The organism is Fundidesulfovibrio butyratiphilus (assembly GCF_054657235.1).
Map to the genome: position 1 here is coordinate 1811686 of NZ_BAAHXA010000001.1, position 26987 is coordinate 1838672.

Here is a 26987-nt window from a genome sequence, read left to right on the forward strand (position 1 = left end):
GGGAGGAGCCCCCTCCTCCCCAAAAACTGTATCCTGGGGTTGGTCGAAAAACGACAGAACGCCATAGCGGTACGACATCAAAGGCCCTTTTCTGAAAAGACCAGGCGCGCACCCAGCTCTCGCGTCTGAACCGCAACGCTTCCGCGTTTTTTCACCCCGAAATGAAAGTTTTTTGGGGAAGGAGGGGGGGGCTGGGGGGAGGGAACCCCTTTTGTTCACAACAGGGGTTCCCTCCCCCCAGTCTTCCTCCCCTCTTAAGCGAACCCCTCTTCCAGGGGCGGATTGACCAGACAGTTGGGCAGGGGCTTGGCCAGGGGCTTGGACGCGGATGCGAGTCGCACTTTGCGGCCCTGGACGCTCAGGCGTCCGGCGGCCAGCCAGGCGATGGCCTGAGGGAAGACGCGATGCTCCATGGCCAGAATGCGCGCGCTGAGCGTTTGGGCGTCGTCTTCGGGATGGGCGGGAACGGCGGCCTGGATGATGACCGGCCCATGATCCATGATTTCGTCCACAAAGTGCACGGTGCAGCCGGCGAGCTTCACGCCGTAGTCGGCGGCGTCGCCTTGTCCGTGCACGCCCGGGAAGCTGGGCAAGAGCGCGGGGTGGATGTTCACGACCATGCCGGGAAAGGCCTTGAGAAAGGCCGGGGTGAGCATGCGCAAGAATCCGGCCAGCACCACGGCCTTGGCGCCGCTTTGCCGAATGGCCCGGGCCATGGCCTGATCGAAGGCCTCGCGGTCCGGGTAGTCGCCGTGGGGCAGGCACAACAGGGGCAGGTTGTGGTTCCTGGCCCGCACCAGGCCGTAGGCGTCCGCCCGGTTGGAAACCACCAGGGTGATGCGCGCATCGAGGACCCGAGCCTCGATACGGTCGATGAGGGCCTGAAGGTTCGATCCCGCCCCGGAAACGAGTACGGCTATGGGCAAGGCCATGCGTGCTAGTCCTTGTCGTTTTCGGCGTCGCGGGCCAGGGCCCGGGCCAGGGCCGGGATGGTGTAATCCTCGGGCTGGATGTCGGCGGTGAAACCGTGCTTTTCCAGGGTGGCGGCGGTGATGGGGCCTATGCAGGCGATGCGCACGGCGTTTCGAAGCCGGGCCAGCGTCTGTGGGTCCACTTTGGCGAAGAAATTGTCCACCGTGGAGGAGCTGGTAAACGTGAGGTAACGGATTTCGCCGTGTTCGATGCCATCCACGATTTCGCGGGGGTCCTGGTCCGTGGGCGTGGTTTCGTACACGGGCAACACCGTGACCTGGGCTCCGGCCTCGGTGAGCTTTTCGGGCAGCACCTCGCGAGCCTTGGCCGCCCGGGCGATGAGCACGCGGGTTCCGGCAGCGCCCATTTCGAGCATGCCCTGGGCCACGGACTCGGCCACGAACCGTTCGGGCACGAAGTCGGCCTTGATCCCCCGGTCGGACAGGGCCTTGGCCGTGGCCGGACCGATGGCCGCCACCTTGAGGCCGTGCAGGGCGCGGGCGTCCTGGTCCAGGGAGTCGAGTTCGCGCCAGAAGCCGTACACGCCGTTGACCGAAGTGAACACCAGCCAGTCGTAGTCGGAGAGCCGGGCGATGGCCTGGCGGATGGGCGCGGTATCGGCAAGGGGTTTGACCGCGATGGTGGGAAACTCGCGGCAGTCGGCCCCCATTTCCGTAAGCAGACGCACCAGATCGCTGGCCTGCTCGCGCGAGCGGGTGACCACCACGCCCTTGCCCAGAAGCGGACGTTGCTCGAACCAATTGAGCCGGTCGCGCAGTTTGACCACGTCGCCCACCACGAGCAGCGACGGCGCGGCGAAGCCCTTGGCTTTGGCCTCTTCGGCCACGGTGGCCAGGGTGGCCACGAGCGACCGGTGGCGACTGGTGGTGCCCCAGCGCACCAGGGCGGCCGGGGTTTCGGGGGAGCGCCCGCCTTCGATGAGGCGGCGCGAAATGTCGGGCAGATTCTTGACCCCCATGAAAAACACCAGCGTGGAGCCCGACCGGGCCAGAGCGGGCCAGTCGTGGGCCGAGGCGTCCTTGGTGGGGTCCTCGTGCCCGGTGATGAAGCTCACGGACGAGGCGTGGCGGCGATGGGTCAGGGGAATGCCCGCGTAGGCCGGAGCGGCCACGGCGCTGGTGACGCCCGGCACCACCTCGAAGGTGAGGCCTTCGTCCAGGAGTTCCTCGGCTTCTTCGGCCCCGCGTCCGAACACGTAGGGGTCGCCGCCCTTGAGGCGGGCCACCACCTTGCCCTGGCGGGCCTTTTCCACCAGCAGGCGGTTGATGTCCGCCTGGGGCAGGGTGTGGTCGCCGCCCTTCTTGCCCACGTAGAGGATCTCGGCGTCCGGGCGGCAGAAGTCGAGAAAGGCCTTGTTGGCCAGATAGTCGTAGACCACCACGTCGGCGGTTTCGAGAATGGCTTTGGCCTTGAGGGTCAACAGGCCCGGATCGCCCGGTCCCGCGCCGATGAGATAGACGTTTGGCATAGTGCGGCGGAGGGGGTTTCGAGACCGCGGGGACGCAAACAGTCCCGTTGGCCCCGCGTTGCCGGAGCGCGCTCCGGGGAAAAGGGCGTCTCCCGAAGCTGGGGGCGCCGGGAGTCTCAAGTCGCGTCGCAAGGACCTCCCCGCCGCGGACGTCGAAGCCGACCCGGAAGCGGGAGCGAAAAACCCGGAAAGGCCGTCTGGGCCCTTCCGGGTGAAATGGTCTAGCTTTCGCGCAGCACGCTGTTTATGGTGATGGGTTCCACGGGCACGTTCTCGTGGTAGCCCAGGGTGCGGGTGCGCGCCTTCTTGATCTTGTTCACCACGTCCATGCCGTCCACCACCTTGCCGAACACGCAGTAGCCGATGCCCTGGGGGGTGTCGTTCTGGTAGTCGAGAAAGGCGTTGTCGTTGACGTTGATGAAAAACTGCGACGTGGCGCTGTGCGGGTCCATGGTCCGGGCCATGGCGATGGTGCCGGCCAGGTTTTTGAGCCCGTTGGCCGCCTCGTTGACGATGGGGGCCTGGGTGGGCTTTTCCTTCATGGTCACCCCGAGGCCACCGCCCTGGATCATGAATCCGTCGATGATCCGGTGGAAGATGGTGCCCTCGTAGAAGCCGGAGTCCACGTATTGCAGAAAGTTGGCCACGGTGACCGGGGCCTTGTCAGGATAGAGTTCCAGGGTGATGAGGCCCATGGAGGTTTCCATCAGAACCATGTTGGCGCTCCTTGGTTGGTTTGGCGAGAGCTTGCTACCCCACATCGGCCCAGGAGTCCATCCCCGGCGCGGTTCGCGGGGGATTTTCCGGCCACGGGGCGAGCGCGTCGGGCCTGGTCCGGGCTGCGGGGACGCCGTCCGGTTCAGCGCCGCCGGGACTTGCGGCGTTGGGCCGGACGCAGGCGCGCCAGCCAGGGGCGCAACGCCAGCCCCATCAGGAGCAGGGCCGCCGCCCAGGCGAACGCGCCGGGATCTTCCTTGACATCGAGGGCCAGCCAGCCCGAGGCGTCCAGGCCCAGCGCCCAGTAGGCCGCGTCGGCCAGGAGCCCGAAGGCCAGAGCCCCCGCGGCCACGAAGAACAGATAGACCAGGGTGGACTTGGGTCCGAACAGCCGCCAGAGAATGACCACGCTGGCCGCGTTGGTGGCCGGACCGGCGAGCATGAACACCAGGGCCGCTCCGGGCGAGAGCCCGTGCAGGACCATGGCCGCCGCCACCGGCGTGGAGGCCGAGGCGCACACGTACAGGGGCATGCCCAGCACCAGCATGGCCAGCATGGCCCCGAGTTCTCCGCCGGGCAGCGCCTTGAACCCGTCCGGCGGCAGGGCGGCCCCCAGCATGGCGGCCAACAGGACGCCTCCCAGGAGCCAGAGGCCGATGTCGGGCAGCATTTCCCCGAACGCGTAGGCCTGACCGGCCACGAACCGCGCGAAAAACCCTTTGGGCTGTTCGGCCGGTTCGCCCGAGCACGAGCAGGACGCGGAGCAGGCGCAGGGAACAGGGGGCCCCATGCCCGAGAAGGGCCGGGCCGTGGGTGCGGGCCGGGGGGAGGCGCCGGGCGGGGTGTCGGGTTTTGGAACCGGAAATTCTCGGAGGGCCGGAGCCGGAGCGCGCGGAGCCGGAGCGCCCAGGGGAAAGGGCGGGGTGTGGCCGTCTTGCCCCAGGCCCAACTCCCAGTCGCTGGGAAAAGGCCTTGCGGGACCGGATTCGGAATCGAAGCGATTGACGGCCAATCCGGCCAAAGCGCCGGTGAACAGGGCCGCCACCGGACGCAGCACGGTCATGAGCGGATCGAGCATGGCGTAGTTGACCAGGACCGAATCCACGCCGGTTTCGGGGGTGGAGACGAGAAAGGACGTGGTCGCGCCTTTGCTGGCGCCGGCCCGGCGCAGTTCCACGGCGGCCGGAATGACCCCGCACGAACATAGCGGCAGGGGCACGCCCAGAAGGGCCGCCTCGAACACGGGACGCGGACCCGAGCCGCCCAGGCGTCGGCGGGCCAGGTCTTTGGGCACAAAGGACTTGAGCAACCCGGCGATGGAAAAGCCCAGGAGCACAAAGGGAGCCGCTTCAAGCCAGATGGCCCAGAACTCGGTCCAAGTCTGGGAAAGGAAAAGCATTCTTGGAGGCTAGTCCCCGCATCCGGGCCTGTCAAGCTCGGCGGGTCGGGTTGCGTCGCGCTCAGTCCAGGGGAAAGCTCAGTTCGAAACGCGCCCCAGGGCCGGAACGCGCCGTGAGTTCGCCGCGCAGTTGTCCCTCCAGGGCCTTGCACAGCCGCATGCCCAGGGTGGTTGCGGAGACGATGGCGAATCCTTCCGGCAATCCCGGTCCGTCGTCTTCCACCACGGCCAGCCCGGTGTGTCCCAAGGCGCGCAGGCTGACCCGCAGGTGCGAGGCCTTGCCCTTGCAGAGCGCGTGCTGAAAGGCGTTCACCACCAGTTCCGTGAGCAAAAGTCCCAGAGGAATGGCCTTGTCCACGCCCAGGCGGACCTCCTCGCACGTCACGGACACATGCTCGCCCGGGCACGCCGGCGAGTAGGTGGCGGCGATTTCCCCCACCAGGGAGTGCAGGTAGTCCCGCATGTCCACGGCGGACAGATCCGGCAGCAGGTACAGACGCTCGTGGGCCAGGGCGATGGAGCGCACCCGGTGCTGCATCTGGCGAAACGCCTCCACGTCGCGCGGGTCGGCCAGGGTGTCGATCTGCAGGTTCATGAGGCTGGTGAGCACCTGCAGGTTGTTCTTCACCCGGTGATGCACCTCCTGCAGGAGGGCGGTTTTTTCCTTGAGCGAGCGTTTGAGGGCCTCTTCGTCCCGCTTGCGCCCGGAAATGTCCCGATTGGCCCCGCGCCGCCCCAGGTAGATGCCGTCCGAATCGTGAATCGGGGAACAACTGTGGCTGATCCACACCGTTTCCCCGCCGGGTTTGACGATGCGCAGGTCCATTTCGCAGTGCGACGGGCGCAGGTTGTCCACCTCGGCCACGTGCGCCCGCCACAGGGCCGCGTCCTCGGGATGGACCAGATCGCGTATCTGCAATCCCCGTTCTCCGGTGAAGGCCGAGGCCGGATGCCCGCACACCCCCTCGCAGGCCGGCGAAACCCAAAGGTAGCGCCCCTCGGGAGAGCGCCAATACTCCCAGTCGAAGGTGTTGTCGGCGATGATGCGCAGGTTCTGCTCGCTGGTCTTGAGGGCCTCGCGGGCCTGCTTGCGCTCGGTGATGTCGCGCGAGACGCCGAGGATGCCCAGAAAGCCCCCGTTGTCGCCGTACAGCGCCGAGGCGTGCACTTCGGTCCAGACCGAGCCCCCGTCCCGGGTGCGCTGTTCGAGTTCGAGCACTTCCCGCACGGGCTTGTGCGGCATTTCGGCCAACTCGCGCGTGAGCCGGCCCAAACGCTCGCAGGCCACGGCAAGACTCGTCGGGGTAAGGAAAAACTCCAACGGTTTGCGCAAGACGTCTTCTGCGTTGTGGCCCAGCAACCGGGTGATGCTTGGGCTCACGTAGGCCATGCGCCACGTGGCGTCGAGCACCCAGATCACGTCGATCACGTTGTCGGCGAGGAGCTTGAGCGTGGCCGCCTGGGTGCGGCGCAGTTCCTGTTCCTGCTTGCGCTCCACCAGGGTCCAGACGCTCTTGGCGAAGAGCGAAAGCTGGAATTCGTCATCCGGGACGTAGTCTCCGGCCTTGTTGCCCACGCCGAAGACCGCGGTCACGGAGCCCCGACTGACCACGGGAACGGTGAGAAAACTCTCCAGGGCGAGATGGCCTTCGGGATAGCCCCGTTTGAGAGGATGCGGCGCGCTGAAATCGTTGATCAAAATGGGACGGCGCTGGCGGACCGCCTCGCCCCAGACGCCGCTGTCCTCCAGGGAATAGACCCGGTGCATGGCGTCGAGCGAGCACAGGTCGCGCACGCCGGGCGACCAGGCATGCAGCGTGAAGAGACGAGTTTGTTCGTCGTAAAAATAGATGTAGCCCACCCGGCTTTCCGTCAGGGCCAGGGATTGGGCCAGGGCGAAATCCAAGAGGTCGGCCAGACTGTCGTCTTCGCGCTCGAAAAGGCTCACCAGGGCTTCGAGACGCTTGGTGGAGAGGGCGCGGCCCCGTGCCTCTTCGACCGGGGAGGCCCCTAGCGGGTGCGCGGAAGGTTCGCTCGTCCCGGAGGGCTCGGAGCCCTTCGGACCGGATCGGGAAGCCCCCATGGGCTGGTCCTCATCGGAAAATGGGTGGTGTGCCGACCGAAAAACCGCCTCGACGTGTCCGTTCATAGCCGGAGGAGCGCGGCATGGCAAGGGCGAGGAGCCGCTCCTACCCGTATTCCCGGTCCAGGTTGCGATAGTTCACGGCCTCGGCCAGGTGTTCGACCCGGATGCGCTCCAGGCCGTCCAGATCGGCTATGGTGCGCCCCAGGCGCAGGATGCGGGTGTACGCCCTGGCCGACAGGCCCAGACGGGCGGTGGCCGCTTCGAGGAAGCGGTGCTCCTCGTCGCCCACCGGGCAGAACGCGCTCAGGGAACGGCCCGAAAGCTGGCTGTTGGAAAACAGCGACGTGCCGGCGAAGCGCGCGGCCTGCACCGCCCGGGCGGCCAGCACCCGGGCGCGCATCTCTGCGGAGCTGACCTTTCCCGAGTCCTGCCGCAAGTCCTTGTAGGGCACGGCCGGGACCTCCACCTGAAGGTCGATGCGGTCGAGCAGCGGCCCCGAAACCCGGGCCCGATAGGCCCGAACCTTGGTCTGGCCGCACAGGCAGGCGTGGCGGTCGTCGCCATAGTAGCCGCACGGATGCGGCTTCACTTTTTGCCGCCGAATTACTGACCTAGGGGAAGAAAAGACCAACCCGAATAAGGCGTCTTGACTAGAACGCCTACGAAGTGCATTCACCTACTCTATATGGACACATCCAGCGTCATCATCTGGGCGATCATTATCATTTTCGGATCAATCGGCTTCATCTGCATCTCGGAGCACTACTTCCTCGGGGAAGTGATCGGATTCGGCGTCGCCGCGCTCGCGTTCTGGTTTGGGAACAAGACGGTTCTTTGAAGCCAAAGAAAAGGCCCCGCCGAAGCGGGGCCTCCCTCATTGCCTTCCCTCCACCATCTCCTTGGCCCTGGCCCGGAATTGCTTGGGCGGTCGCACCGGCTGCATCCTGCTTCGCACAGCGGCCTTCAAGTCGATGACCATGTGGCGTTTCTTCTCCCGGAGCGCCCGGGCGTTCCACTCCTGAACCTCTTTCAAGACGCGCCTGGCGGCCGCGACGTCCTTCGCGTTGAGGGCGTTGACATACCGGCTGGCGAACGCGCTTTTCGCCTCCTGAACGAATTCCTTCTGCGCCTCCAGGGATTCGGACACGCGCCATGCCTTGTCCATCTCCATCGGCTGGAAGCCCAGGGCCTTGAGCCACGTTTGTCCTTTCGTCAGTTTCATGGCCTGCCTGTCTCCCGGCCTGGGAATCGGGCGCCCGGAGAGTGTGCGGGCGCCCTCCTCGTCCAGGCGGATGGCGTTGGCCGCATTGCGAATGATGGAGGGAGTCAACGGCGATGTGGCGAGAGCCCTGTCCGGGCGCCCGGATCTGAGCGCCGCCGCGGACGCTTGGGTTTCACGCACGAACGCTCCCGGTATGCCCAGCAGGTCCCAGATCGGGTTGCCCTGCTTGTCCGTCATTTCCGAGACGACGGGGATGTCCATGCCCATCGATCCGGAGAACGAGAGCCCGGCCAGGGAGGGCAAGCCGTAGATGACCAAATCACCTACGCCCATCCGGCGAAGGAGCTCTTCTCCATCGTCTCCTGTCGTGTGCATGATGGCCGCCAGCATGGTGCGGTAGAGCGGAACCGAGGCGAGCCCACCCAGGGCCACCAGGACGCCGATGTGCCGGAGCATGGCCTGCTTGCCACGATCCGAGCGCATCATCTCGGCATAGAGGCTGATCATGTTGTGACTGAACCGACGAAACTGGTAGCTCGTCGAGGCGAGCTTGCCCATGTCGGTCCCGCGTAGCGGCTGGGGCATGTTCCCCTTGTCGTAGACAAAATGGGCGTCGTCCGTGACCATCCTGGCGAAGGCGCTGGCCTGTTCGTGCGTGGCCGGATGCCCGGCCGACATGTCGAACTTGGCCAGGGTCTGCTTGTTGATGACCTTGCCTTCGCGCGCGGCCCGGTAGGCGGCCAGGGCGAGAGTCGCGCGGTTAAATCTCTCGGTCACGGCCATGGGCCATCCCGCTACCTGCATGATTTTCTGCATGGCCTTCGCTCTGGCGCTGTCCGCCACGCGAAGCTGCATGTCCTCCACGAACGCGGCCTGGGTATGTCCCGATGCGTAGGCCTCCCGGAGGAAGGCGGCTTCGTCCGGGGTGAGCCCCTTGGCCTTGTCCAGCCTTCCAGTCATGGCGTAGCGGGCGAAGGTCAAAAGATCCTTGGCCGTGGTCCAGAAGTAGCGGCTTGCGGCGCTCTTCGTGTGCATGGACAACACGGGGATGCCGGAGATGATGTTCTGGGTCAGGTTGATTGCCGCCGTGGGCAGGCGCAGCCCCAGGTACTTCACGAACCCAATGGCCTTGAGCGCGGCGACCGTCTGGTCCACCTTCCCGGCGTTCTGAAGCATGTCCTGCATGTACCGCTGGGCGTATTCGTAGAGCCTGGGCTCTCGCCTGGCGTCAATGTCTCGCATGGCCCTGGTGAAATCTCGGGCGGCGTCCATCTTGGTGAGAAAGCCGTACAGGCCTGTGAGATGGTCATGGAATACCCTGCGCACGTCCTTCATCTCATGACCAGGGACGTTCTGGCGCTGGATGAAGGAGGACCCAAAGCCTCGTTCCTTGAGGACGTCCGCAAAAGCCTGATCAAGGGCGTTCTTGACGTCCTTGCGGCTCCCTTCAGGCAGCTTGTCCGTCCCCGCGTTGACGATCTGCTGAAGGGCGTCCACCGGAATAGGGAACTCGTACACGGCCTCAGGGAGCTTGGCCGTGTCACCGTACTCCCAGGAGTAGCCAGGGAACCTCTCGGACAGTTTGGTGACCATCTCCTGTGCGCGTCGCTTCAGGCGCTCTTGGCCAACCCTCCGCTTCTCCTCTGTGCTGCCGAACAGCATGTCGAAGTGCTCCCGGTAGACGGTCGTGCCTTCCTGATCCACGGCGCGAATGTAGAAATCCCCGTAGCGTTTGTGGGGAAAGTAGTTGTGAATCTTTCCCATCTGCGAGCGCAGGTTGGCAATCTCGCTGTCCGCAGCCTCCTTTTTCGAGGCGAACTTGTTGTAGAGGTCTACCCAGCCCTGATCCAGGGAGCGGCGCACGTCAGCTACGGCCTTCGCCACCTTACCGCTGGCCTCGAGTTCGTCTTTGATATGCCGCTCCAGGGCGATGTAGTGCGCATCCTCCAGGGCCAGGCGGGTGCGCCCATTTTCGAACTTCCCGTCCGACCTGGACCAGGCACCAAGCCCTTCAACCTTCTGCCCGTCAAGGGCCCAGATGACTTTGCGGGCCTCTTCCAGCGAGGTCTTGGGCAGATCGTAGAACGACTGCGCGGACTCCATGGCGTCGTGGACTTTGGTCAAACGTTCATCCACACGAGCCAGTTGCCGGTCGTAGAGCGCGGTGAACTTGGGGTACTGTTTGGCGATCCAGTGTGGCAGCGAAAGAGCTTTTTGCCACCTGTACAGGTCGTTGCGCAGTTCTCCTTTGAGGTCTGTGACCAGGGTGGTGTCGGAAACGACTTGGGCCGCCCGACGAAACAGGGGATGTTTTGGACCGGAAATTTCTTCATCGAAGGGGTTGCCTAAATCCCGTTCAGTGAATACTTTCTCTCTGCCTCGGAAGGTCATCTCCTTCGGCAATTGGAGCCTACGGGATCTCTGACCTTCCGAGGTTTTCCTTTTGTTGACATACCGAATCGTCCTTTCCAACTCCTGCTTTCTCAAAAAACCGACTAGATTGTCTTTGCCGTAGGCGCTTGCAACACGGTTGACAGACACTCGGCCTTCACGGGTGTTCAGATGAATTGCCGCGAGGATCGGTTTTTTGTCTTCCAATAGGTCCGTGAGAACGGTGAGACTGTCTGTTTGAGAATTGGAGTCGAACACCATGTAGGGATCAGCCAACGCCCTTGGGAGGTCTTTCAACGTCTCCAGTAGGATGTTGTGGTCTTTCCCAGTTATTCGAGCAATCTTGTCGCTGTTCATGGTCATCGGTAGCTTGTCGGCTCCAAGCAGTCGAAGCACTTTGGGCGTCGTTCCTACTGTCAGGGGCTTTCCGGGGATTGCGCGCCCCGCCGCAAACTCATCGAGCTGTCGCGCCCACTCTTTCGCTTCAGACTGGCGCATAAACGCCGGAGCCATCTTGCCCGCCCCCGCGACCATGCCGCCTTGCTCCTCGGCAAAGGCGGCCCTGATGCCGCCAATGAGCTCGCGCATCTCGGCCTCGGCGAACCTCATCGGCCCCAGGCCCATCTTCGCGCGAACCCCATTGACGATGCGCGCCACCAGGGCGGCCACCTTGTCATACCACCTGGGAGCGAACGTCTCCGAACGAGTGGCCAGCAGTTCGCCGACGATGCCGCGCCGTCCTTCCAACGTGCGGATGTCGTAGTCTTGGTTGTAGCCATACTCGGTCAGAAGCGTCTGAATCTCCTTCCGGTAGTCATGGAAAATGCGATCCTTGATGTTGTTCAGGCTGATCTGGGCTTCGCGCACGCCCATGCGCAGGCCGAGCTTGCGCGCGAAGGCCCCCTCGCCCGGGTGGATGATCTCGTGCGCGATGGACCGCGCTAGGTCGGCGCGGTCTTGGGTGTGCGCGAGATTGAAGTAGAGCTTGCCCCCGTGGAAAAAGGCGGGCTCCTCTTCACCATTGGTGGCATGCAAAACGTCCTGGACGGCCTTCGGCATCATCTCCAGGGATTCATACGCTTCGGCCAGGGGGGAGAGCCCCGAGCGCTCCAACAGGCCCTGGGCTTCACGCAGGGAGATGACATTCCCCTTGCGCGGATCACGGTTCGTGCTTATATCAGCGCCAAGATCGCTCCTGACCCCCAAGGCCGATTGCGCCGTCTTCCCGGACGCAGAAGACAGGCGTTGGTAAACGGGGGGTCCAGACTGCCCGGACGAGGATGTAGCGCGTGGCCGCCGCACCAGGAGCGAACTGCTTGTGAACTGGCTTCCCAGCGAGCGGGCGCTTTTGGTATACGCGCTGGTCACGGTATAGAACCCGCCCGCCTCCCTCCGAAACTCCAGTACAGCCAGGCGGGAGTCTTCCCCGCGAATGATCGCAGCCCACTTATTCACGGGCTTCCCGGATTCCCTCGCTCCCTTGGCGATATGCAACTCCTCCCACTGCGAAAGGAGGTCAGCCACGAAATCCCGTGCGTTTTGGAATCCTATAGCCTTAATTTTGTTCTGGTGCCCCTCCCAGATGTGGACTTCCCCGAAGCCCTTGTCGGTCTTCGGGTCGTGCCAACCACGCTGAAGTCTTATCTCACCGGGAAGCGACCCCATCCTTTTAGCGGTGGGAGCGCTGATTTCCCCGAACTTGTTCCCGCCCCACGGGGCTTCCACGAAGTCGTAAGCGCGCTTATCCCTCCGGCTGTACTGCGGCCTTTCCTCTTTCGTCTGCTCCTGTCCCTTGCGCGAACCGCCGATTTTTTCGCCCAGGGGGAGGTCAATGCGTCCCGCCTCAGGATGACCCCCCTCCTGTTCGCCGGAGGTAACTTCTGCATTGGACGCGGACAGGTGGGGTGCTTCTGGGATTTTCACCCCAGCGGATTTAAGCAAGTCCAATTCCAAACTCTTATAGGTGGCCACAGGGTTCGCCACCGTCTCAGCCATTCCGGGCAGAACACTTTGGCCCTCGTGCTTTGCGGACGACTCGGCTTGGCTTGCATAGCGACCGAACATTTCGGCCATCACTGTTGGCTTGGAGTATTCTAAGGCATTGAGGAGTGCCTTGACGCTGTTGGAGTCCTCTTTGTCGGAAAGCAAAGATCCCTGGCCAAGAAAATCCTCAAGGTACTTTTTCCCTGATCCCACAAATTCGGCGTAGCGCCGTACAGCTTGACGCACGTCCGGGACAATATCCCATCTGCCACCGAGCATCTTGATTCGAAACAAGGAGGGGAGAGAACGATCCAGCTTGTTGCGCACGCCGTCCGGGAGGTTGGCGATCAGGTCGAAGTCTTCAAGGACTGCTCCTCGCAACACGTTTTCCACCAGCTTCTTTCCGTCGTCGGTGAGCAAACCGGAGCGCTCGTGCACAAGGATGTTGCGCCGAGCCGTTTCGATAATCCCGTCGCGCTCCAGTGAGACGACAAGATCACGCGACGCCCTGTCTCCCAGGTACTGACGAAGGGTGTCGAACATGCCCATACCTCGGGCGGCTGTTCCCATTGTTTCGTTCGTCACCATCCTGGCTTTGGAGACGCCCTCGGCTTTGGGATCGAGAGCCTGCATGGCTGTTTGATTGTAAAGACGTGCCTTACGGGCCTGGGTTTTCTCGTCCATCTGGCCTTCTGCAACTCGCACGAGTACAGGCCGCTTCATTGCGGCCACATCTTCCGGCTTGAGGCCGAAACGCTCAGCCTTTTCTTCAATAGAGCGCCTGTAGGCGTCTGCGTTCTTTGCGTGATCCAGATAGGCCATCTGAATCGACATGGCGCGCGAGTTTCCACCAAGAACAACTCCGTCCTCGGTTACGATAGGCGGTCCATTGATGGCGTCGGGATTGTCGTTGACGACGTAGGCGGGTTCTAACTGTGCAGCGTTTCGTGTGACCTTTTGTTGTTCGGCGCGGTCACGATGGTAGGGGCGTTCTTGAACATTCTCCGGGTAGGCGTTGTGCTTGATGAAGCCCCGGTTGGCGTCGTGGGACGGAATCAGGTCGTCGGCTTCTCGAATCTCGTATCGCCCAACGTCTCGCCCTTCTGAATGGGCGATCTCCGTCCTTCCGCCTCTGAGGCGTCGTCCAGTATCTTCGAGGTGAGGAGCAAGGCCGTCAGGGCTTCCGGGCTCTCCCAATCCACGTCCGACGCTGTCAGGGTTCCGTTGAGCATCTCCATCCTCCTGTTGGGTTTTCCTTACCACAGAATCTTCGCCCTTTCCATGGAGATATTCCACCGGGCGCATCCCCCACCGGTTCGGGCCGATCTGGACAGCCTCGACGTTTCGACCGCGCTTGATGGACTGCGCCACGGCGAGGTTGATGGTCTTGTCCTTGAAAGGCTTGCCCGACTTGTCCATGATGAGGCCATCCAACCCATCCGCAGCCGGAGGTGATTCCGGCCTTACCGTCACCGGCGAGGGCTGGGGTTCTTCAACCGCCCTGGGCGTTGTCTTTGACGCATCGGCCAGGGCCTGTAGACGGTCCACATCGGGCAGAGAGGGCGCGAGACGTTCAGACGGCGGCATTTCACCGACATCCACGCGCCCCTCCATCGGGATGGCCGTGCCGGGGACCGGGAGGTCACGCCTGGCATTGTCGGGGGCGACTTGCCCCCCGTAAGGAAGACCTTGCCTGGCTGGGGCCGAAGGGAGTTGAAGCTGGGCCAAACCGGAAGGGTCATGAGTAGACGCTTCTTCGACAGGGGCAAGCGCGCGCTCATGGTCCGTGGCCGGCAGGTTGGCGTTGAATCGGTCCCGCTCCTGGGCCGCATTCATCGCTCGAATTTTCTCCAGCGCTTGATCCAGGGGAGACGGAGCCACCAGGGAAGAAAGGTCGCCATTCTCCGGGGTGATACGTCGGACATCCCAGAGAGGCATGCCCTCACCAACGGGAGCGAAGGGCGCTTGATCGGTCGAGCCTTCACGCAACATGGCCAGAGCCTGCTCCGTGGCCGGGTTGAAATAGTCAGAAATTTTCGGTTGGCCAGGGACTTGTCTGGCGCTTAAGTCGATCTGCCGCAGGTTCCAAACGGGATCATGGGCGTCCACTCCCTGGAATGGAGCCGGAGGCGTTTGGGGAACAGGTTCCCCCTTGAGTTCGTTGACGACGGAGTCAATCCCGGCGGTCGCCTCTCGGGCCAAGTCTGTAGCCTCTGGCTTGGGGGCGTCATCCGCTGCTTGTCGCTTTGCCCGAGCACGTTCCAGCGCCATATTGTGCAGGCCGCCCGCGCCCATCGTCACGCCTACCATCGGCACAACTTGAGGGTAGACTTCCTGGAAGGACTCGCCCCACGTCGGGGCTTTGTCCCGCATCCCCATTTCAGATTCGATGCGGCCCTGGTTCTTCTGCGTGATTGTCTCGGTGGTAAGCTCCTCACCGAGATCGGCTCCGGTTTTGATGGCGCCACTGGCGACCTTGCCCATGATGTTGGCTTTCATCACGGGCCCTGCGGCTTTGAGCGCAGGGAAGACCTTGGAGAGCATGTCCGCCACAGGCAACTTGATGAGCCCGGCGGTAACGGCTTGGCTCACCGCTTCCGGTCCAGCTTCCCACAAGCCGTATTCCGTGGCCAGGGGCTCAATGCTTTTCTGGAAGGAAAGTACGTCTTGCTCGGAGGACTTTGGGCGTTGTTTCAAAAAGTGCTCGGTGGCCTCTTGAACGAACTGATCCTTGGTCGCCCGGTAGCCGATGACACCGCCGACCGCACCCGCAGTCGCAGACGCCGCGGCTATGGCTCCAGGGCCGGATTCCGAGGCCAACGCACCAGCCCCCAGGCCGGCGATCATGGACGGGGCCGAATACCCGAGGTTCCCCACACCGCTCAAAATGTCCTTCCCCGTGATGGATGGGACCTTGAAGTCCGTGAACGGCACGGTGAACCCAGGAACCACCTCCTGGCTCTGCTCCTGTGGTGAGAGTCTTCCCTGCACGCCCTGAGTGTCCTTGGTCTGCTCATCGATGAAGGAGTTCACCAAGCCGGAGGACCCCGCCCGAGGGTCGCCTACGTCGCCCGCTCGGTAGACGCGCGCTACAGTCGCGGGGAGCTGATTCATGGCAGCGTCCCAAAGCCCGAGGCCCAGGGTCTTGGCGCCGACACCAACGCGATCCATCACGCCAGGCTCTGGAGGTGTTGGCTCCGAAGCTAAACCATACTTCTTGAGGAAGTTGTTGAGGTTTCCATACTGTTCCTGGAGTGCCCGGGACTGAGAGTACAGGGCTGTGAGGCTGTTCACGTCTGCCATTATTCGGCCCCCTTGTCTCGGGACTTCTTGTGTTCTTGGATCAGTTCGGAAATCGTCACTCCCCATTTCCTCCGGGCTTGGACGTCCATCGCGGCGCGTACATCGGGGCTGGCGCTCTCGTAAGCTTGAATCGCCATATCGATATCGTTCTGGTGACCAGTTTCACCAAAGTTGCGTTCATAGGCGTCAGATATTATTCTCCCCGCCTCACGGATAGGGAGACCGATCGCGGTGTCCGCCAGGGACGCGGCTCCGGTCAAAGCGTCTTTGGTTGGCCTTACGAAGGCACGATCAAGCACATCGACAACCTGACCCCACGAACGACTGTCCGTGGGAATGCCCACGTTTCGTAAAAGGCGAAGATCACCCTTACGTTGGTCTCTGTAACGCTTCTCATCCTTCAAATATTGCGGAACATCTGCTGGATCGACGTTGCTTGAAATGGGTTCTGGCGCAGCCTTGAGCGAAGAAAAAGCGAGAGCTTCTCTGCGTTCAACGTCTCCCTGCTTCTCCTTCTTTGAAGTTTGCTCCGTGACGGGGGCCTCAGGGGGACTCCCTTTCTCAGAGCCTTTTTTCGGAGCGGCGTCCTTTTCGCTTTCCAGTTTGCCCTGGCCAGCATTCAACATTTCAGCAGCTACACGAGCCTGGAATTCAGGAGATGCTGTCACCTGAGCATCCCATTCGGCGTCAATGCGTTCTGAAAGGACGGTGAAAATGTCCTTGGCATCAGCCCCACTGGAAGCCAATTCCGCTGCCTCCTGAACCACTCGCGGGATATGATCTTCCTGGAAGCGGTACTTGCTATCCAGCGAGGACACCACGGAACGCACCACGCCCGGCAGGGCAGACGGTTTCTTGTTTCCAAGTTCGTCTGCCTCGAATGAGGGGACAGCGTCATTCACCAACCGCCCGATGAATTCACGACGATCTTTTGATCGAGTGTAAGTGTCCTTCGCCGCGGATTGCTCAGCCTTCAGGGAAGCGGCCTGCTCCTTCATGTCGGCCTGCGCCCGGCGCATCTCCTCCGTAATGCCTCGCGCTTCCTCGCGCGCCCTGAAGTTTCGTTCCTGGATGTCCATGCTCTCACGATAATGCGCTTCGGTGTTCTGAAACTTGAGTTCGCTACGCCTACGCTCAGCCTCCTTGCGCACCAAATCAACGGCCTGTGCTCGCCCGGACTTGGACAGGCCGGGCTGTGACATTGCCCTGGCCGTCCACTCACGTTCCCATGCGTTGATACCCACCATCTGCTCTGTTGGCGAAGCGCCTCCAGCAGCGGAGCCAGGGAGGCCGGACGACTTTGGCGCGGACGGTATAGCCGGATAGGCGTCCGAAGCCTGGTTGCTACCGGCAGCCACATCATAAGAGTCGGCGGGGAGCTCCGCTCCTACCTTTCGCACGTAGTCCTGGGTCTCCTGGATGTTCGGAATACCCCCGGCCTTCTGCACGGCGCCAGGGCCGGCGTTGTACGCGGCCAAAGCCAGACGAGGATCCTTAAATCGTTCCCCCATCTGAGCCAAATAGCGAATGCCGCCCTGAACGTTTTGGGCCGGGTCATCCGGGTTGATGCCCAAGTCTCCGGCGGTCCCAGGCATAATTTGGAAAATTCCACGAGCGCCTTTGGGGCTTTTCAGAACGGAACCATCAGGACCAAACTGCTGACCACCGCTTTCTTGCTTGACCAGCATGGGGATAGCAGCGACCAAGGCCGGGCTCATTCCCGTTCTGGCGATTTCCTGAATGGCCACGGTGCGCAGCCCCGGTGGAAGTACAGCTACGGCGCGATTCACATCTTCCATGTCCATTGATGTAGGCCTTATTCCTGGCTGCGCTGGTGCCTGAGGGGCTTCCGTCGAAGAGGCCGGGGTTGCTGATGCCGTAGGGGACGAAGACGGGGGCGCTCCTATCGAAGAGACGGGAGAGGGTGCCCCAGGAGTCGCACCGGCCATCGCTGCAGCGAAATCGGCTAGACTCCCTGCATCACCGACTTCAGAGCGAAGTTTATCAGTCGCTGCCTTTCGCCACTCACGTTCAACATCGGAATTGGCAAGCTGAACCTGCAGCAGTTGGTTCTGACGATCAAGTTGCTGCTGTCTGACATCTCGATCTTGAGCCGCCTGAAGGGCTCCAACAAGACCAAGCAAAAAACGATCAGTGCTCATGACTGCTCCTTCCCTAGACCGAAACAGGTCAAAAGCTAGCTACCCAGTCGGCCAATTGATTGTGTACCGCCGCTTCCTTTGAAAAGATCAGCAAGAGCTCCTAAGCTTTTCTGCCCGTTGTTACTCAGCAGTCCACCCAACCCAAAACCGGTAAGTGCCCCCGCTCCGGCTCCAGATGAACTTTCACTACTCCCAGATTGTTTTATCTTTGCGCTCTCGTATGCATTGAAAAGATTCTGTAAATTTTGCTGGGACATAGACCCAAGCTGCGACATGACACCAGAGATGCTGTCTGGGGTTGTCTGGTACTGCTTCATGAGCGCTCCTGCGCTCAAGCTGGACGCCGGGTCCATCATCATGGTCTTGGCTGTGGTCGGGTTGAAGCCCATGGTATTATTGAAAATGGGCAGGCCGAACGACATGGGCCCCTTTTGCACGGTCCCTGTGATGGTATTTAGCGTTCCGGCCAGGTTGTTTGCTCCGCCTTGAAGCGCCTGGAGGCCAACACCGTAGTCCTGCCGGTTCTGCAGGATGCCTGCCTGCCGAGCCTTGGTGGATGCCCCCGCACCCTGCAGGGCCTCGTTCACGGCCATGTCCAAGTCTGCGGCCTGGGCCACGCCACTGGAAGGATCAATGCCCATGGCAGCTCGGTTGCGGCCCATGGCGGCCCGCTGCGTGCCGAACTGCGCAGTGACGTCACCAGCGGCCTGATCCGCCCAGGTGTTCGGATCAATGCCTTCTTTCATGGTGTTGAAGTAGTCCTGGGCGGCCTGCCACGCCTGTTCGGCCGCAGGGACAGCTTCGGACTCCAGCCGGCCGAGCATTCGTTGTTCCATTGGCCGGTACGTCCCTGTGGACATATCCAAGGCCTGCTGGACATCATTTATAGCGCTACGCTGCGCACCCTCGGTTTCATTCTCCAGGGTCAGCTTGCGGTTGATCGTGTCCAGGGCGTTGATACCGGTCTGGACGCTAGCCTGCTTGTATGGCTGATAGAGCCCCAAGTCGGAAAGGATAGCCTGTGTCTGGGCGGCCTCTACTGGAGAATAGAGTTGTTCAGCGCTCTGCATTTGGTCGGTCTGCGAGCCTGTTTGCTGACGCCACCTGTTGGCCATTTCCTCGAACAACTGATTCCATAAATTCAATTGCTGTTGCCCTTGGGCAAAACTACCTAGACCATAGTTTATTTGCTGTGAGGAATATATGTTGTTCAGGTCGCGGATATCTTTTGCCGAATCATCCTGGCCACCGCCCAATAGTTGGCCGGCGATTCCAGCACCTGCGGATGTAAGAGAAGCAATCGCTGGGAGTGCTGCAACGAAACTCATCTCACGAATCTCCATTTACGGCATAGAGTTCAGTGATTGAACTCGCAACCGCGATTTGCTTCACAGGGCTGTTCCCTGTGACTTCGACCTGCATCTCACGCCCGACATACCCGGCTGGGAGTGTAAAGGGCTCGCTACGGATAACAGACTGTTGATGCTTAAGTTCTCCGTCCACATAAAGCTTGAAAGCGATTGTGCTTTCGTCAGACAGAATTTCCCCGACCTCTTCCAGTCTGGAGGCCCCCACTTCCAAAACCCCAAACTCATCTTCTCCCAGGCCCCCCCCATCTATCTCGGCGGTGATCAGGGTCAGGTTCGCAGCGATCTTGGCCTCCCGGGCCTGCTCCATATTCTCTACCTCTTCTGGAGAAAGATTCGGGGTGAGGTCCGCGACCACCATCGCTGCTGCAGGATTTTGGGGCCATATGGGGAAGGATTTGGAACGCCAGGTATAGAATAGACGGGTAGACTCCCCTTCCCACTCTTGTATGACGTTTTGGCCATCAACATTGCGCGAGAAGAACAAAGTATCAGTGTCAGGGACAACGTGCGCACCGTGGCAATAAAGATCGAATTCCGTGAACCTTGACTGTGCCTCTGCGAGGTCTAGTGCGATAGCACGCCCATGCGCAACACCATCCACAACGCTAGTCTTGTAGAAACCATAGTATTTCTGGTCCATAATGACAGCGTTCATCTCGGATGGATTGTAGGCATACCAGTCGCCTTTTGTGAGGATGTCACGGGTCAAGAGTTGCCCGCTCGTCTCTCCTGAAATCATGTAAAGGCCGTCTGGGGAGGCATAGATTACTCCCCCCTCGAACGACACAATGCTTCTCCTGGAGAGACAAGGTTGCCGTTCAGGGAATTTTACCCTGCGCATGGCGGTTGGGGAGGAGCCTGAGATTACATATGGGTGGTCTCGCGTCAGGCAGATAATGGAGTCTCCTGCGATGCCGATACCCACGATGTTCGCCGGGACAGCGTAGACGTAGCCGTAGGGCCAGGCATGAGGCCGATACGGTTCGCTCATGTACACCGAGTTGCCTTTGAACCCCACCAGGAACCCGCCAGGATGGGTCATCAGTCCGGCCAAGTCTTCAGGGGGAGGTGTCCAGTTGTTGGAGGCGAGGACTTCTCCCAACAACGAGTCTGGGACAGTGTCCTGATAGCCCGAGGCCACCACCGTTGCGATGTCCACTTCGGCCACGAAGCGGTAGACTGTGCTGACCGCCCCTGACATGGAACGGTAAATGCGAATCTTGGTCACATTGAGATAGTTCGTCCCAGGGGAAGCAAACCCAGAGAGATCAACCTGCTCACCGGACATGGCTGTTATTTTGGTGGACACGGGGGAAAGAGGCGGGCCCTCTTCGCCCCAGATGGAAACGTAGGTGTAGGTGTAGACCACGTCACGATCCAGCCCCGAGCCTCCGATGTCGGAGGGCGTAGCCGTGAGCGTGCCTTCCGGACGGGGAATTCCCAGCAGGTATTCGTCGGTGGGGTAGTTCGTGCCGTGTCCGCTTACCGCGACTAGGGATGAGTCGGTCACCTTTGGCGCGCCATCCCCCGTGTAGTACAGGCGCATGGCAGTGTCGGATGCAAGCGGCGAGCGAACCACGTCCACCACGTTGGTCCACGCCAGCCAGTAGGTGTCGTTGTACCAATAGATGGTTTTGAGATCGCCCGTATGCGAAGGGACAACAGCCGTCCTGGGGTTGAAAAAAGGGCGAATTTCCCCGGACCAGAGTTTCGCGTTCTGGGCCAGGGTAGCCATGTTGTTCGGCAAGAGGCGGGGGGAGGTGCGCGGGGACTCACCCCCGAACGCCTGGATGACAACAAGCATCAGGATTCACCCGGAATCTCCGGCCAGCGCTTACCCGGCTGCCAGTCGGTCATGAAATCCCTCAAGGCTTGACGGTAGACTCGCCATGCCTGGAGGATATCATCGGCCATGACCACATCAGGCATCTGGGTCCAATCCGTGGCCAAAAGGCGGGCGTTACGTTCGGCACGCACGGATTCAGCCATCCTGTCCACATCCACAGTCCACTTGGAACCGTCCCACTTCTGGAACGCATCCTGCGGCTGCAATGTTGTCCACCCTTCGGGGATCGGGCCAAGGCCTGACACCACCATGTGTGCCAGAGACTCGGTGTTCCAAACGGAGGTCCCGCGATGATCCTGCTTCAACGTCCACGCCTGCTGTGATTCGTCAAAAACAGGGACTTCGCCCACTCCCGGTTTGGGGGGCTGTATGCTGGTGGCCAGACCCGGGACAATCCACGCCTTGGGAGTCCCGTCCGGCAAAAGCCCTTCGGCGGGGGAAGGCGTGGCCTCCCCCGACCCCAGGTAAACGCCGGAACGGTCGTAGTGGTAGATGACCATGTTGTCTCCCCGTTCCGTGAAAGGTTTAGATCGCCTGGCCGGAAACGATGCCGGAGAGATTCACATAGGCCACAGTCAGGCTGGCCGTGTCCAACGCCGTGGTGCCGGGGGTGAACGTGCTCGCCGTGCCGTTGGACACCTTGATCGCTCCGAACGGGACCAAGGTGTCGCAGTCATATTCCGGCATTACCGCCACACTGGCGAGGCTGGCGACCGCGACTTCATCCGAGGCGACGATGGAAAAGTCCCCGGCCGAGTCCAGGAACAGAAAGAATACCCTGGCATTCCCGGCGGCGACGGTGCTTGCGGCCACAGACGTCAAAGCCACGTCCCCGGCCGCAAAGCTGTAGAGCTTCCCGTTGATCGAGTACGAGATCGCCGCGGCTGTTTTTACGACCGCCGACGCAGCCGCCTTTATGGCCAGGCCGCCGGAGGCCAATGTCCTGTTCATGAGGCAGGTCAGGACATTGGCCAGTTTGGAGCTGTACGGAGAGAACTGTCCAAGGAGAGCGTTGAAATACGTCATGATCGAATCTCCATTTTCCATGATAAGTTTTTGTTACTCGTAGCGGATAATCCACGTGACGCTTACGTTGCGTGGCCTGGTCTCCAGGCCCTGAGGCACATTGGCGAAAGCGTTTGGGTTGATCGCGTCACCGGTCGCGGTCATGTCCAGAGTGTATATGTTGTAGGGCGAGCCGGACTTGTTCCAGGCCTGATAGTCTAGCTTGGCCGCGCCGCCGTCCGCACCGCCGCCGTTGCCCATGGGGTGGTTGTGTTTTTTGAGGCTTTCCGCCTGTTTTGTGCCGACCACGCTGCCGGTTGTTCCGTCGCCTCGGTTCGTGCGTGTGGCGGCATCAGGATCATGGCCGGCTCCATTGTCGTCTCCACGAAGGAACTCGCCTCGGTAGTCGGGGATGCCAAATGTGTTGACCCCGTCGCCTACGCCATAACGAGTCCCATAAACTCCATAGAGCTTTGAGTAGGCCGTGCGCGACAGGTTTTGCGCCCCGTTCGCCGCTATGCATTTGGCCGGGACGACTTCCGTTGGCCAGGGAATCACTTCGCCGATTTTGAAACTCTCAATAAAGCTCTCCAGGCTGGATTCCACAGTTTCCAGACGGGTTGTCAGGGCTGTTAAAATCTCCGAAAGGCGTGCCTCCAGGGTGCCGGCCGTAAGGCGAAGGGCTACCCGATCTCCCTGATTCCAGGCCCGCGCCGTTGTGCTCTCCTGAGCTCGTTCAACGGTGAGGACGTTGGCCGCCTTGCTCGTACACTTGACGATCTCGCGGTTGAGGCTGGCATCTTCCAGCACCAAAAAGAAGTATTCATCACCAGTTATCGACGGGAACACCGAGGCATCGGCCACGTTCAGCGTCGTATCGGTGGACGTGCAGCCAAGTGCAAGCGTGGTCTTGGCGAAGTTGTTGATCTTGATGTTGGACGACATCAGCTTCCAAACCTCCTAGGCCGCACACGGAGTCCCCTTCGTGTCATTCCGGACGCCAAGCGATTCATGGCTCTACCCATGCCCATCTGGAACAGCCTTTCATGATAAACGGCCAGGTCAGCGTTGGTGTACTCTTTCCCCGGGACAGCAGCCAAACGGGCAATCGCTCCAGACGCAAGTACCCGACGCCAGTCCTCGTAGAAATAATCGGGGATGTTCTCCGAATTGGACAGCGGCTTGACCGCTACTCGAATTTTCAACGCTCCCTTCAGGGTTTCGCTCGGGACAGGAAACAGTCGAATGAACTGCGCCCCGTCATCCAGGAATACGCGGAACATAAACGGGGTTGACCCGGTACCGGAAGCACTCCACGTGGGCAGAGCGTCATCGAGCTGCTTGGTGGTCACCCCCTCGATGGGCAAGTCCTTGAATTTGACGCTCAGGACCGTCACGACTCGTTGGTCGAGTTCGACAGGGAAGTCGTAGTCGGCGACACCGGCGATGGCGTTCATGGCCGGCAGATCGACCTGCCAAATGTGGGTCTTCTCGCAAAACGTCTCAAGGGCTTCTCGGACTGCTTCACGCATGGCGAGCGGTGGGCATCCAGCGACGTGCAGGGCCACAAATGGTTCGAAGTCTTTGAGGATCTTCATGTGCTACATCGCTTGCTGCGGGATTAGATATTGTTCTCGATAGTTTGGGGTCACCAAGTCGCTGGCTTTGAGCTCGATTCCGAGTTCGCTGTAGAATAGCTGATAGTGTGACAGAGCCTGCTGCGACGAAGCAGGACTGTCCATTTGGAATGCCAGGCACAGGTAGAACATCCAGTGCATAAGGGGGCTGACATAAATGTCTGGGATAACAATGTCGCTATCCTCGTCGGCACAATCATCCGGACGCTCAGACACCACGCATTCAACCTGAAGGCCTGGATCGGACGGCGGTGGATAGACAAAAAACTGCGCATCCACACGCGAATCCACCACATACGATTCGATCTCACTCACAGCAGCCTGCGGTGTGGTCCACTGCGCCAGGGAGGAATCCAGCGTTGCCCTGTCCGTGACAGCCACGTAACGGCCCGGTGTATTCCCGTCCGCGCCCATGTTGCGCATGATGGTCATCAACTTGAGGTCCTGCGCGGACAAGACCTGTCTCGCGCCTGCAACGAGTGGGATCGTCTTGAACTTGGCGTTGGCCTGCGGCTGGTAGGTGACGACCTGCAGTTGGGCAAGGTTGAGGAACAACAGTTTCTCGTCCTGCGTCCAACGGGTATGTGCGACATCATGGAGCTGACGCGCCACCATGTTGATGATCCGTCCGGCCGTGAACGCCATCGTCAGCCTACCTCACGACCTGGTAAGGGTAGCTGGGCACGCGCCGCTGCTTCCCGGTCTTCAGGTCGGTCTCAGCCGGGGCCGAGTCCTGCATGGCGGATAAGACGAAGTTGGGGACGTACACGTCTTCGTTGCGCACGTAGGAGTAGCACACACCGTTGACGACCTGCGTCACGCGTCCATCGCCACCAGGGCCGGACGTTTCGAGGAATCGCACCAGGGTACGAGGCACGTCCTTGGGGACGTGCTCTTCCATCGCTACCGGTTTGAGGGTTTCCTGGGCGACAGCGTCCTTGGCCTGCCTGCCGGGGCGGCCCGGCTTCCCAGCCGAACGCTTCGAAGTCCCGACGTCCTGGGGTTCATCCCCGTCTTCACCCTGCTGCGAAGCGCCGGGGGGGACGTTGTTCTCTTCACCCTGCGAATCCGGGGGGATGGTGAATCCGTCTTCATTACTCATAAATTTACCTCTTTGAGTTTGGGCGGGGAGTTATCCCCGCCCGGTTAGACGGGAAATGCGCTTTCAGATCCTTCCGGGACCGATTTCCCAGGGGACAACGTCGTGGGGCACGAGCTGACCGCTCCAGTTTCGGCACAAACGTGCGTGTGGGAGTTGTACCCCTCCAAATGCGACGCAATCTGGTTGAGGGCGTCCCTCGTGACTCCATCGGGTATGTTGGCTATCGCCAGCCGGATGCCTTCAAGCGCCATGACGAATCCTTACAGGGTGGCGGCCACCTCGACGCGGACACCCCAAAGCTGATTGGTGATGAGCGCGGTCTGCATGGTCTCCCAGGCGACCACATTGCGCTGAGCGTGGGGATCGGATTCGGAGCGCTTGGCCGGTACGGCGTCAACGTTGACGCCGTATTTTCCCTTCAGGGCCACGCCGCTGAAGAATCCCTTGCCGAACACCATCAACGGGTACACGTCGCACTTGGAACCGGAAGTGGAGATGCGGGTGGTGCCCGCGCCGGTGGCGCCTCCGGCGTCCTTGAACGGCTCGTAAATGGAGCCGAGCATGAAGCGAATATTTCGCCAGGAACCGACTTCGCCGTCGAACGGAGTCATGGACGTGTACTTTTCGCGAGGGACGAATCCGGTCAGCCCGCGGATGTCATTCTCCAGATCCGTGTGGCCGATGGCGATGTAGGCTCTGTCGATGGGGGACGTGTTGTAATTGGGAGAAGCGGTGAGAGCCCTGGTCAGATGCACGGCGTTGTAGCGCTTCAGCGTGCGCAGCACCCGCGCCAACAGAACGTCACTGACGATGTCCGCCACGGAGGAGCGGGCGGTCCCATTGGCGTACTGGACATTGGACCCGCCAGTCATGATGCCCCAACGCATGAATTCCATCATCTGGGCAGCCTGCTCGCCCAGGAGCCCCACGGTTTCGGTAAACACGTCGTCCTCGTGGGTCATCCTCACCACGTCGGTGATGACGACATGATCGGCGTACGGGGTCAGGGTGGCCTGGTAGTCCGTGAAGTCCAAATCAGAGGGAGCTGGTGTAATGCCTTCCACCAGGACTTTGAGGTCCTTGGGCAGCGACTCATATCGACGCATGGAGATGGTCTTGGACTTGTTCGCGGGCAGCGGCTTGCTGTCCATGAACTTCTGGATGCACATGTAAGGCTCTCCCCTCTCAAGAAACTTCTCATACGCATAAAGCTGGGTACGGGGGGAAAGTCCGGTATACGTCTGAACGCCAGGCATGGCTTGCTCTCCTTATTTTCTGCCGTACTTCGCGTCCCACAGCTCGTCGAAGGTGGCGTTTGATCCGGGACCAGACTTCGGAGGAGGGGTGCCCTTTCCAGGGACAGCCATGGCCCCTCTTACGGCGGCCTGCTGCTGCGGGGTTCGGTACGACGATGTTGACGCTTGGCCGCGCTGAGATTCAGGCTTCTGGGCCTGCAAATTCGCGCGGTAGTCCTTGAACGCTTTCAGGACGGTGTTGACGTTGGCGGCATTCCCATGCTGGAGCGCCCACACGACGCCCTGCCCCACTTTCATGGGCAGGGCGTCCACCCACTGAACAAAGTCCGGATGGTAGACGTCCTGCTGGTTTTGCGGGTTGGGATTGAGGACAACTTCCTGCCAATCCGGGTGCTCGGCCTCAATGGCATGCAGGTGCGCCTCAGCATCGCGGCGTTCGAGTTCGGCCATGACCTTCTTTTCCGCACCGGAGGCCGAGCCTCGGGCCGTTTCGTAGGTCACGATCACTTCGTCTTCGCCACGCTCCAGGAGAAGCTTCTGCCAGTTGGCGGCCAGGTCCGGGTTGTCGACAGTAGCCTTGGCGATGTCCGGGTACTTCCTGCGGAAATCCTCGATTTCGCCGATCTCCGCATCGTCGAGGTTGAGCCCGGGCGCCACCTTCTGAGCCGGAGGCTTGCTGCGCTCTTCCATCTCGCGGAGCCGCTGTTCCAGTTCCTGGACGCGCGACTCGGCGACCTTGCGTTTGCGCTCTTCGGCCTGATACCGGGGCTTGATCCCCTCGTACTTGGTGCGGAAGTCCTCGCCGTCATCACCGTCCGTCTTGGAAGGCTGAGAGTTGGGCTCCGTTTGCACCGCCGGCTCTATGTGGTCCGGCAGTTCCTGGAACTGCCCCGGCGCTTCGACCTGGGGGGCGGGCTGGTCGGGCATCCTGACGGCTGAATCATCAGCGGTCTTGCCCTCCTGGTCGGCCTCACCAGACCCTGCGGCGTATTTGGCATCCCAAGCATCTTCGAAAGTCGTGGCTTCAGCTTCCTGTCCTGTCATCTC

General features: G+C 61.3%; 18 protein-coding genes. All 18 read right to left on the minus strand.

Annotated features, from left to right (window positions below; genetic code table 11):
• Positions 1-254 precede the first annotated feature (254 nt).
• Complete coding sequence (gene purN / locus ACYQ01_RS08415; RefSeq protein ID WP_459933387.1) at positions 255-932, minus strand: phosphoribosylglycinamide formyltransferase; 678 nt, start codon at positions 930-932, stop codon at positions 255-257.
• Positions 933-937: 5 nt separating this feature from the next.
• Positions 938-2461, minus strand: a complete 1524-nt coding sequence (gene cobA / locus ACYQ01_RS08420) for a uroporphyrinogen-III C-methyltransferase (RefSeq protein ID WP_459933388.1) — start codon at positions 2459-2461, stop codon at positions 938-940.
• Between the two features lie 221 nt (positions 2462-2682).
• Positions 2683-3177 carry a peptidylprolyl isomerase gene (locus ACYQ01_RS08425; protein WP_459933389.1) on the minus strand — a complete coding sequence of 165 codons (495 nt, stop codon included), beginning with the start codon at positions 3175-3177 and terminating at the stop codon, positions 2683-2685.
• A 143-nt stretch (positions 3178-3320) separates the two neighbouring features.
• On the minus strand, positions 3321-4577 hold the full coding sequence (locus tag ACYQ01_RS08430; protein WP_459933390.1) for an SO_0444 family Cu/Zn efflux transporter: 1257 nt from the start codon (positions 4575-4577) through the stop codon (positions 3321-3323).
• A 61-nt stretch (positions 4578-4638) separates the two neighbouring features.
• Entirely contained in the window at positions 4639-6660 is a 2022-nt protein-coding gene (locus tag ACYQ01_RS08435) for a PAS domain S-box protein (protein ID WP_459933391.1), read from the minus strand.
• Positions 6661-6766: 106 nt separating this feature from the next.
• A complete protein-coding gene (locus ACYQ01_RS08440) occupies positions 6767-7252 on the minus strand; it encodes a magnesium chelatase subunit ChlI family protein (protein WP_459933392.1) in 486 nt (161 codons plus the stop codon).
• A gap of 285 nt (positions 7253-7537) precedes the next feature.
• Positions 7538-15292: a PLxRFG domain-containing protein gene (locus ACYQ01_RS08445; protein WP_459933393.1), complete on the minus strand. Its 7755-nt coding sequence runs from the start codon at positions 15290-15292 to the stop codon at positions 7538-7540.
• Between the two features lie 269 nt (positions 15293-15561).
• Positions 15562-17367, minus strand: coding sequence for a lytic transglycosylase domain-containing protein (locus tag ACYQ01_RS08450; protein WP_459933394.1), 1806 nt, complete (start codon positions 17365-17367; stop codon positions 15562-15564).
• Positions 17368-17759: 392 nt separating this feature from the next.
• The gene (locus ACYQ01_RS08455; protein ID WP_459933395.1) at positions 17760-19052 is read right to left on the minus strand and encodes a hypothetical protein; all 1293 of its coding nucleotides are present in this window, start codon (positions 19050-19052) and stop codon (positions 17760-17762) included.
• 1 nt (position 19053) lies between these two features.
• On the minus strand, positions 19054-20898 hold the full coding sequence (locus ACYQ01_RS08460) for a hypothetical protein (RefSeq protein ID WP_459933396.1): 1845 nt from the start codon (positions 20896-20898) through the stop codon (positions 19054-19056).
• Positions 20898-21440, minus strand: coding sequence for a tail fiber assembly protein (locus tag ACYQ01_RS08465; RefSeq protein WP_459933397.1), 543 nt, complete (start codon positions 21438-21440; stop codon positions 20898-20900). The genes ACYQ01_RS08460 and ACYQ01_RS08465 overlap by 1 nt, the downstream gene beginning before the upstream one ends.
• Positions 21441-21465: 25 nt before the next feature.
• On the minus strand, positions 21466-21966 hold the full coding sequence (locus ACYQ01_RS08470; protein ID WP_459933398.1) for a hypothetical protein: 501 nt from the start codon (positions 21964-21966) through the stop codon (positions 21466-21468).
• A 33-nt stretch (positions 21967-21999) separates the two neighbouring features.
• Positions 22000-22890 carry a tail fiber protein gene (locus ACYQ01_RS08475; RefSeq protein WP_459933399.1) on the minus strand — a complete coding sequence of 297 codons (891 nt, stop codon included), beginning with the start codon at positions 22888-22890 and terminating at the stop codon, positions 22000-22002.
• Positions 22890-23543 (minus strand): phage adaptor protein, encoded by a 654-nt coding sequence (locus tag ACYQ01_RS08480; protein ID WP_459933400.1) that lies wholly within the window; start codon positions 23541-23543, stop codon positions 22890-22892. The genes ACYQ01_RS08475 and ACYQ01_RS08480 overlap by 1 nt, the downstream gene beginning before the upstream one ends.
• A gap of 3 nt (positions 23544-23546) precedes the next feature.
• Entirely contained in the window at positions 23547-24227 is a 681-nt protein-coding gene (locus ACYQ01_RS08485; RefSeq protein ID WP_459933401.1) for a phage adaptor protein, read from the minus strand.
• Between the two features lie 7 nt (positions 24228-24234).
• Entirely contained in the window at positions 24235-24684 is a 450-nt protein-coding gene (locus tag ACYQ01_RS08490) for a hypothetical protein (RefSeq protein ID WP_459933402.1), read from the minus strand.
• 260 nt (positions 24685-24944) lie between these two features.
• Positions 24945-25940 (minus strand): N4-gp56 family major capsid protein, encoded by a 996-nt coding sequence (locus ACYQ01_RS08495; RefSeq protein WP_459933403.1) that lies wholly within the window; start codon positions 25938-25940, stop codon positions 24945-24947.
• Positions 25941-25952: 12 nt separating this feature from the next.
• Complete coding sequence (locus tag ACYQ01_RS08500) at positions 25953-26984, minus strand: hypothetical protein (RefSeq protein WP_459933404.1); 1032 nt, start codon at positions 26982-26984, stop codon at positions 25953-25955.
• Positions 26985-26987: the final 3 nt, after the last annotated feature.